Origin of the sequence: Paenibacillus forsythiae T98 (assembly GCF_000520735.1) — a bacterium.
GTDB lineage: Bacteria > Bacillota > Bacilli > Paenibacillales > Paenibacillaceae > Paenibacillus_AQ > Paenibacillus_AQ forsythiae.
Genome location: NZ_ASSC01000751.1, coordinates 1 through 7641, shown reverse-complemented (window position 1 = coordinate 7641; position 7641 = coordinate 1). Strand labels below are relative to the sequence as shown.

At 52.8% G+C, this 7641-nt stretch carries 9 protein-coding genes and 1 pseudogene; 3 read left to right on the top strand and 7 right to left on the bottom strand.

What is annotated here, in order from left to right:
- Window positions 1-5 precede the first annotated feature (5 nt).
- Both L692_RS0122795 and L692_RS0122790 read right to left on the bottom strand, forming a co-directional pair.
- A pseudogene (locus tag L692_RS0122795) lies at window positions 6-185 on the bottom strand (helicase DnaB); the annotation flags it as partial.
- A gap of 254 nt (window positions 186-439) precedes the next feature.
- The gene (locus tag L692_RS0122790) at window positions 440-736 is read right to left on the bottom strand and encodes a YuiB family protein (RefSeq protein ID WP_025702278.1); all 297 of its coding nucleotides are present in this window, start codon (window positions 734-736) and stop codon (window positions 440-442) included.
- Between the two features lie 178 nt (window positions 737-914).
- Between L692_RS0122790 and hemQ the strand changes: the two genes are divergently transcribed.
- Window positions 915-1667: a hydrogen peroxide-dependent heme synthase gene (gene hemQ, locus L692_RS0122785; RefSeq protein ID WP_025702277.1), complete on the top strand. Its 753-nt coding sequence runs from the start codon at window positions 915-917 to the stop codon at window positions 1665-1667.
- A 61-nt stretch (window positions 1668-1728) separates the two neighbouring features.
- Here the strand turns inward: hemQ and L692_RS0122780 are convergent, their stop codons facing one another.
- Both L692_RS0122780 and L692_RS0122775 read right to left on the bottom strand, forming a co-directional pair.
- Window positions 1729-1992 carry a hypothetical protein gene (locus L692_RS0122780; RefSeq protein WP_025702276.1) on the bottom strand — a complete coding sequence of 88 codons (264 nt, stop codon included), beginning with the start codon at window positions 1990-1992 and terminating at the stop codon, window positions 1729-1731.
- Between the two features lies 1 nt (window position 1993).
- The gene (locus L692_RS0122775; protein ID WP_025702275.1) at window positions 1994-3187 is read right to left on the bottom strand and encodes an NAD(P)/FAD-dependent oxidoreductase; all 1194 of its coding nucleotides are present in this window, start codon (window positions 3185-3187) and stop codon (window positions 1994-1996) included.
- A gap of 294 nt (window positions 3188-3481) precedes the next feature.
- Here L692_RS0122775 and L692_RS0122770 point away from each other — a divergent pair, with 294 nt between their 5' ends.
- Window positions 3482-4489 carry an NAD(P)/FAD-dependent oxidoreductase gene (locus L692_RS0122770; RefSeq protein WP_025702274.1) on the top strand — a complete coding sequence of 336 codons (1008 nt, stop codon included), beginning with the start codon at window positions 3482-3484 and terminating at the stop codon, window positions 4487-4489.
- A 170-nt stretch (window positions 4490-4659) separates the two neighbouring features.
- Here L692_RS0122770 and sda read toward each other — a convergent pair whose 3' ends face one another.
- Together sda and L692_RS0122765 are read right to left on the bottom strand one after the other, a co-directional pair.
- Window positions 4660-4803, bottom strand: a complete 144-nt coding sequence (gene sda, locus L692_RS31395) for a sporulation histidine kinase inhibitor Sda (RefSeq protein ID WP_156940559.1) — start codon at window positions 4801-4803, stop codon at window positions 4660-4662.
- A 294-nt stretch (window positions 4804-5097) separates the two neighbouring features.
- The gene (locus tag L692_RS0122765; RefSeq protein ID WP_025702273.1) at window positions 5098-5760 is read right to left on the bottom strand and encodes a YheC/YheD family protein; all 663 of its coding nucleotides are present in this window, start codon (window positions 5758-5760) and stop codon (window positions 5098-5100) included.
- 359 nt (window positions 5761-6119) lie between these two features.
- Between L692_RS0122765 and L692_RS0122755 the strand changes: the two genes are divergently transcribed.
- Window positions 6120-6332 carry a hypothetical protein gene (locus L692_RS0122755; protein ID WP_025702272.1) on the top strand — a complete coding sequence of 71 codons (213 nt, stop codon included), beginning with the start codon at window positions 6120-6122 and terminating at the stop codon, window positions 6330-6332.
- Window positions 6333-7087: 755 nt separating this feature from the next.
- Here L692_RS0122755 and L692_RS29935 read toward each other — a convergent pair.
- On the bottom strand, window positions 7088-7641 hold a 554-nt coding region (locus tag L692_RS29935), incomplete at its 5' end, for an S-layer homology domain-containing protein (protein ID WP_036725085.1).

The following is a 7641-nucleotide window of genomic DNA, read 5'->3' as shown; positions in this document are numbered from 1 at the left end:
TTTTAGCCGATATTCTCTGCGGGGACATGCGAGAAGAGCAGACGGTACAGACTTACGGCAAAGGCGCCAACCATAGGCTGATAGATGGAGCTTAGCATACGTTCGTCGACGGGACTGAGACCGAATTCGCGGGATACGCAGTACCGATGATGTTCGGTGAAATGATGTAAATGACGGATATGCATCGCCCGGATACCTCCTGTTCGCGAATTCATCAAGCATTCTATTCCAAGTAGAGTTCTATTCTATCATAAATCGACAACCAATATAGGTGGAAAAAAGCCCAAATCAGTCGCTTTCTCCCTCCCGTTCGCAGCCGGTCCCCGTCATCCTGACACATGCGGATTTTTTAGAAGAAAAGATGAAAATCAAATAAAAACGGCCGCTCCCGCAACATACGGGACAGCAGCCGCCAGCGCCTTCTCCTATACCTTCATCGTCAGAACATCTTATATCCGCCTAGCCGCAGACGCCGGATCGTCCAGCCGCTGAGCACCGCTCCGGCCAGGCCGGCGGCGCCCGTCATATAATCCACCGGATGAAAGGAAGACAGATGCGCCCACAGCGTCATGGAAGACCGGTCCCAGATGGAATAGACCACCACCGGCAGAATGACGAGCACGAACAAATAAGCGGGGAACCATGTGGTCTTCATTAACATATTGAGGATAAAGCCGATACCGAACATCATTACAAAGAACAGAACGGCGAGCACAAACACAGGAATAAATCCCATCCGACTCACTTCCCCTCTCCATAAAAAAACGCACATCAAGCATCAACCCGTAGTCAGTTTACTAGAAAAAAGGTGACGAAGCAATGAATTTTCATGACAGGAGCTGTAGCCGTGTTTGCTCTTCACCGCATGCTTGCGCTAAAATGCATAGAAGGACAACCATTTGAGGAGTGATCACATGAGTGAAGCCGCTTTGACGCTGGAAGGATGGTATGCTCTCCATGACTTCCGCTCTCTGAACTGGACCACCTGGACGGCGGCCGATGACGAGGAACGCGCTGTGGCTCTGGATGAACTGAATGCGTTTATAGATGAATGGAGCGGCGTAGAGGAGGCGAAGCTGGGCAGCTCGGCCTGGTATTCAATCGTCGGGCAGAAGGCCGATTTTGTCATGATGCACCTGCGTGAAAGCCTGGAGGACCTGAACAAGCTGGAGACCGCCTTCAACAAGACCGCTTTTGCCCCCTTTACCACGAAGGCTTACTCCTATGTCAGCATCGTCGAGCTCAGCAATTATAACTCCGGCGGAGACAACGGGGAAGACCCGATGCAGAATCCGCACATTGCCGCCCGCCTGAAGCCGGCTTTGCCGAAAGCCCGGCATATCTGCTTCTATCCGATGAACAAGAAGCGCGAGCTTGCCGACAACTGGTATATGCTCGATATGGCGAAGCGCAAGGAGCTGATGTACTCGCACGGACTGATCGGCCGCGGCTATGCCGGCAAGGTCAAGCAGATCATTACCGGCTCCGTCGGCTTCGACGACTGGGAATGGGGCGTAACCCTGTTCGCGGAGGATGCGCTCCAGTTCAAGAAGCTCGTCTACGAAATGCGGTTCGACGAGGTCAGCGCCCGCTACGGCGAATTCGGGTCGTTCTATGTCGGCAATCTGCTGACTTCCGAATCCTTTGAGGAAATGCTGAAAGTCTAAAATAAAGGGTGTGCCTCTTTCGCGTGGTTAACGCGGAGGCACACCCTTTTATCGTATGTCGTCAGCCTTCCGAAGACTCTTCCTCATCTTCCCCATCCCGCAGGCTCTTCAGATAATCCGCGGTCGCCCGGTCACGGTCACGGCTCTTCTCCTTCAGCCGCTCAATCGCAGGCAGAATGAGCAGGTCGATTTCCTTCTGGACGGTATAAGCCAGATCATGTCTGTTCTGATCCTCCAGATAAGAGCCGGCCTCGATCAGACCGTTGTACCGATCCAGCTCCTCCCGGGTCAGCAGCCCCCGCACTTGCACGCTACAGTGCCGCATTTTACAGGAACTTGCCTTTCTTCAGAACGAGCGGAATGCCGCCGATAGTAAAGAGGTAGCGTATATCGACGACCTTCTTCAACTGGGCGGCTACAAAGCCCTTGATTTTCTTGTCGCCGACCACAGCGATTCCCTGGCCCTTGCCGAGCGAAGCCACCGTGCCCTTGTTGCTGAACACGAATTTCTTTGGCTGCTGATTTCGGATCGCCGCCACCAGATTATGGGCGCAGCACTCGCCCTGCTGCATGGCAATTTGCGCCGTTGGAGGGTAAGGACGGCCCTCTGGTCCGATCATCAGCGAGCCGTCTCCGATGATGAAGATATTGTCATGCCCCGGAGCGCGCAGGAACTCGTCCACTTTGACCCGGCCGCGCATCGCTTCAAAGCCCGCCGCCTCGATCAGACGGTTGCCGCGGATGCCTCCCGTCCAGACAATCGTTGACGCCTTGATTTCCTCTCCCGTCGCGAGCAGAACGCCATTTGGCATGCATTCCTTGATGGCTACGCCGATTTTGAAGGCTACACCCTTCTTTGTAAGAACATTCATGGCATGCTCTACAAGCTCGGGAGCAAAGCCCGGCAGCGCCGTCGGAGCGGCCTCGACATTGTAAATGTTGACCAGGCCGGGGTCCACGTCGTATTCCTTGCACAGCTCCGGAATCCGGTCCGCCAATTCGGCCACAAATTCAATGCCGCTGAAGCCGGCGCCCCCGATTACGAAATTGATATGCTCCTGCAGGTTGTTCTCGTTCTTATACTTGGCGAACTGATACTCGATATGCTCACGGATCAGACGGACGGAATTTATGCTGCGGATCGTCATGGCATACTTATCGAGTCCCGGAATGCCGAACGTCTCCGGCTCGCCGCCGAGGGCGATGACGAGATAGTCGTAAGACAGCGTGCCGTCCTCCAGAATAACCTTCTTCTGCTGGGTGCGAATCTCCTGCACCGACGACTTGACAAGGTCGATCTTGAATTCATCGATCAGCTTGGAAATAGCCACCCGCGAATGATCAATGCTGTCCGTTCCCGCCGCAGGCATATGAAGATGGGTAGTGAAATAGTGATACTCATGGCGATTGACCAGCGTAACATCCGCCTCGTTGTAATTTAATGCCTTTTGTAGACGTTGTGCGGTTAGAATACCTCCATATCCTGCGCCCAGAATTACGATTTTGGGAATACTGTTCATTTTCCGGCTCCTTCCAACAGGCGAATCTGGTTTAAAGTGTCTGGATAAATAATGTTTTTGTGAATTTATACACATAGGATTGGAATAAATTCCAGTAAAACTTAAAATATTTCAAAAATAATCATATACATTGTAATACCTACCCTGCATTTAAGCAAATAGCAATTATTATCATGATTACTGGCCCATGCTGTTCCTGCGGCTTTGTCCTGACACTTTGCAGTACAGTCCCGGTATGTTTATAATGGGGTAGTATGGCATTTTGAATATATCAATTTGGAGGTGTAAGATTCAGTGACTTCCCAGCAACCCGATGCTCCCATAAGCGACCTTCTGATCATAGGAGGAGGTCCTGCCGGCATGTTCGCCGCTTTCTACGGCGGAATGCGCCAGGCGTCCGTAACACTAATTGAAAGCATGCCTCAATTGGGCGGTCAGCTTGCCACTCTGTATCCCGAAAAACATATCTATGATGTGGCGGGCTTCCCTAAAATTACAGCACAAGAGCTCGTAGACAATCTATCAAGGCAAATGTCCCTGTTCCAGAGCGATATTCGTCTGGAGGAGAAAGTGATTTCCGTTGCAAAACTGGACGAACGCCATTTCGCCGTTACTACCGATAAAGCGGAATACCACGCCAAAGCCATTATCCTGACCGCAGGCGTCGGCGCCTTTGAACCGCGTCGTCTGGAGGTTCCCGGAGCGGAACGCTTCGAAAAAGCCAACCTGCACTATTTTGTAAGCGATTTGAATGCGTTTAAAGATAAAAAAGTGCTGATTTCCGGCGGAGGCGATTCCGCTGTTGATTGGGCGCTTATGCTTGAACCCATCGCTGCGGAGGTCACCTTGATCCATCGCCGCGACAAGTTCCGCGCCCATGAGCACAGCGTGGAGAATCTCATGAATTCCAAAGTCAAGGTCATTCCCCCTGCCGAGATTTCAGCGCTGCACGGAGATGAATTTATTCATAAGGTGACGCTCTCAAACGTCAAGACCAAGGAGACTCAGGACATTGAAGTGGACAGCGTAATCGTCAACTTCGGCTTCTTCTCCTCGCTCGGTCCAATCGTGGACTGGGGCCTTGAGATCGAGGGCAGCTCCGTTGTCGTCGATTCCCGCATGGAGACGAGCATTCCCGGCATCTTTGCCGCCGGCGATATTACCACTTATCCCGGCAAGCTGAAGCTGATCGCGGTGGGTTTTGGCGAAGCGCCGACCGCCGTCAATAACGCCAAGATTTATATTGATCCCGAAGCGAAGCTGTCTCCGGGCCATAGCAGCAATCTGAAGCTGCAGCACTAATTCCTGCTTGATTACCGGTTTCGGTGTGAGTCAAATCATACTTTGCGGGGTAGTTAAATAAAAAGGGTATCCTGACGGGTCGAAGTTAATCAAAGCTCGCAAGGATACCCTATTTAAATTCTGGCAGCGGTTTAGTTTTATGTAGGGCTTCATCGTTTATTCTGAAGTCATTATTGAAGTACCGCATGTTCTGGAGAGTGTAAGTTCCGTTTGAGAATTTCAACAAGTAACAGAGAGATGAAATCATGCTCCAGCTGAAGTTCTATGGCTTTGTGATAAGAGTCCAACAACATCTCATCCGACAATTCAACCACAACGTTCACCTACCTTTCCTTTATTTGGTTCCTCTCTATCATATCAAACTATCAATTTTCGAACAAGTGTTCTTAATATCCACAGCCCGATGTGGAAATCCTGTGCATAATATGTGGGCAAGAGCGATATATGCTGTAAAAATGCGGTGGACAATGGGGATAAGAGTTATGCACAGGATTCGCCTTTGGTAGTATAATAAAAAAAAATCATTTTTGCTATAGCCTTTAACAAAAATCGGTCTCTTTTCCCTATTTGGACAGAACTATGACCTCACTTTTTCAGTTATACACTGATTATTGCGGCCTTGTGTTCACTTCCAGAATCCAGATTCTCCCCGAATGGTCTACCGCATAATCGAAACCGAGTTCACCGATCCCCGGAAAATGACGCTCCAGCACCCCAATGCAAGTCAAGGTGAGATTGCGCATCTCCATTCTTTTGGCGGATACCTTGGCTCTCGGCAGCGATCTTCTCAGTCCTTCCCGGCAGGTCAGCATCGTGCCTCCCTTGCACAGATTGGTCACGAACAGCCCCGGCCGGGCCAAACGGCCAACCATCGACCGAAACTCCCACTGCTCCCCGTTCTTAACAACTTTAACCCGGTAGTCGATAGGGCGTCCGGCTATTCGGGCAAGCGATATGCCTTGCTGGATTAAATAGCTGCGCTTGACCCTGGCTCTCTTCAGCGCCTCCGCCATGCCGGAGTAGTCCCTGTATACCCGGGTTCTGTCCATATAGGTAAAACCGTACCCCCTGCCGTCCCGGAACACCTTAATGACGCCGTAGCCCCCGCCGCCGACAATCGGCTTGATCACCACATTGCCGTACCGTTGAAGCATGGAATGCAGAGCAGCATTGCTAAAGGGCTGCGTTCTCGGTATATAACGGGCAATCCGGCTGTCGCTGAGCAGCGCTTCGGTCTTCCGCCATTTACTGGCCAGTTGTCTTCCCGCCATTTGCTCCTCTCTCCTTTCTCAAAGCCTGCTATACTGTACTCAAATGCGGCTATGACCTCCTGTATGATTGTCCTTGGCTAAAGGCATCCGTGGTAAAAGAGGCGGCTATGCCGCGGCGTGCGCCCGAGGGGCAAAGAGAGCAGTCCGCGTAATCCGACAGTATCCGAGTCGCCGGCATCCGACAAAAAAACAGGCGGGGAAAATGTCGCCGGAGCCGCAACAGCAATCCGACATATTTCTGCACATGAGGCCGGGTGTCCAAGAGGCGGGGAATCCAGATGTAACCGCTTTTCAAAAGGAAGCCGTTTGGCTTATATTTGAAGTAATCCATTCGATACGAGAGTGAGGGAGGCTTTACAATGGCTCGATGGTTTGAGGGATTGTACTGGTTCGCCATGGTCGGATTGTCCGTCGTACTGGCTGCAACCGCGCTGCTGGTGTGCGCGCTCGGCTTCAAATTGTACTTCAAGGACCGGAGGAAAGCGCTGGGCGCCGGCTGTGTCGCCTTCTCGCTCGTATCCGCCGCCCTGATCGTCTTTATGATCAACTACAAGTTCATTTTGGCGGCATGAAAACGGGACGGTTCAGTCGCTAGTAGCAGGCAAAGACTGTTTGGGGCGCCCCGATGCTGATATGTATTGCCGCGAGCATGGGCATAGTTGCGAGCATGGGCATAGTTGCGAGCATAGGCATAGTTGCGAGCATAGGCATAGTTGCGAGCATAGCATAGTTGCGAGCATGGGCTCAGTTGCGAGCATGGGCTCAGCTGCGAGCATAGGCATAGCTGCGAGCATAGGCATAGTTGCGAGCATAGCATAGTTGCGAGCATGGGCTCAGTTGCGAGCATGGGCTCAGCTGCGAGCATAGGCATAGTTGCGAGCATAGGCATACTTATGGCGCTCTACCATCAAGTGGCGAGCCGCGCGGGTTGCGATTGAAGCTCGGCGTCCGGCACAACCGCCAAAATGCAGGTTTCACAAGTCCCAATCCCCCGTCCATAGGAAAAATCCTGAAAATATGCAGGAATTTGAGGCCGTGCAACTGAGTTTAAGGCTGGATCGAGGAAAAAAATGTATTTTTGCAGGTATGTAATACAATGGGTGCTCTCAGGCGATCAAAAGATGCACAATTTCAGGCATTCCGCATGTATCCGCTTTCCGCAGCCCCTCATTTGACGAAGAGCGTTCCGATTTCATTCAGGCGGGCTGGAGTCCTGCATCGAAGAGTCCCCCGCCTGATTCCCGCCGCAAAAATAAAGGGCGTCGCCGCAGCCATTTCTATGGCTTTCGGGACGCCCTCGTCTTCGTTCGTTCGGACTTCGCAGTCTTCACTTTCCGGAATTCAGCAAATTCGCGATCGCCTGCGCCGCTTCCGCGCGGGTCGTCGTTCCCTGCGGCATGAACGCCGCCGCGCTTCGGCCTTTCATCAGGCCAAGTCCCGCCGTCCGGAGTACAGCATCACGCGCCCAACCGCTGATTGCGGTTTGGTCCTTAAAGGCCGTAGCGGACACAGCCTCCGAACCGTCCTCCGGCCGGAGGACGCTCCAGGCGCGAACAAGCATCGCCGCCATTTCCTCACGGCTGATCGTCCGCTCCGGCTTGAAGGAAGCCGCGCCGAGGCCCTTGACGATTCCGGCCTCATACGCCGCTGCCACCTCCTCCGCATACCACTTGCCTGCCGGAACGTCCGTGAACGATGCGCTTCCTCCGCTCAGTCGGAGCGCACGTGCCAGCAGCGCCGCGAATTCGGCGCGCGTCACCTTCCGCTCGGGAGCGAATTCTTGCAGACTGATTCCGTCCACCACTTGCTTCGCCGCCATTTCCGCAATGGCGGCATAGGCCCAGTTCCCGGCAGGAACATCCGTGAACGTCTTGCGGTACT

Coding starts and splice junctions, on each gene's coding strand:
- L692_RS0122765 (WP_025702273.1), bottom strand. CDS start 5,760: ATGGCGGGAAGACAACTGGCCAGTAAATGGCGGAAGACCGAAGCGCTG.
- L692_RS0122775 (WP_025702275.1), bottom strand. CDS start 3,187: ATGAACAGTATTCCCAAAATCGTAATTCTGGGCGCAGGATATGGAGGT.
- hemQ (WP_025702277.1), top strand. CDS start 915: ATGAGTGAAGCCGCTTTGACGCTGGAAGGATGGTATGCTCTCCATGAC.
- L692_RS0122780 (WP_025702276.1), bottom strand. CDS start 1,992: ATGCGGCACTGTAGCGTGCAAGTGCGGGGGCTGCTGACCCGGGAGGAG.
- L692_RS0122755 (WP_025702272.1), top strand. CDS start 6,120: ATGGCTCGATGGTTTGAGGGATTGTACTGGTTCGCCATGGTCGGATTG.
- L692_RS0122790 (WP_025702278.1), bottom strand. CDS start 736: ATGGGATTTATTCCTGTGTTTGTGCTCGCCGTTCTGTTCTTTGTAATG.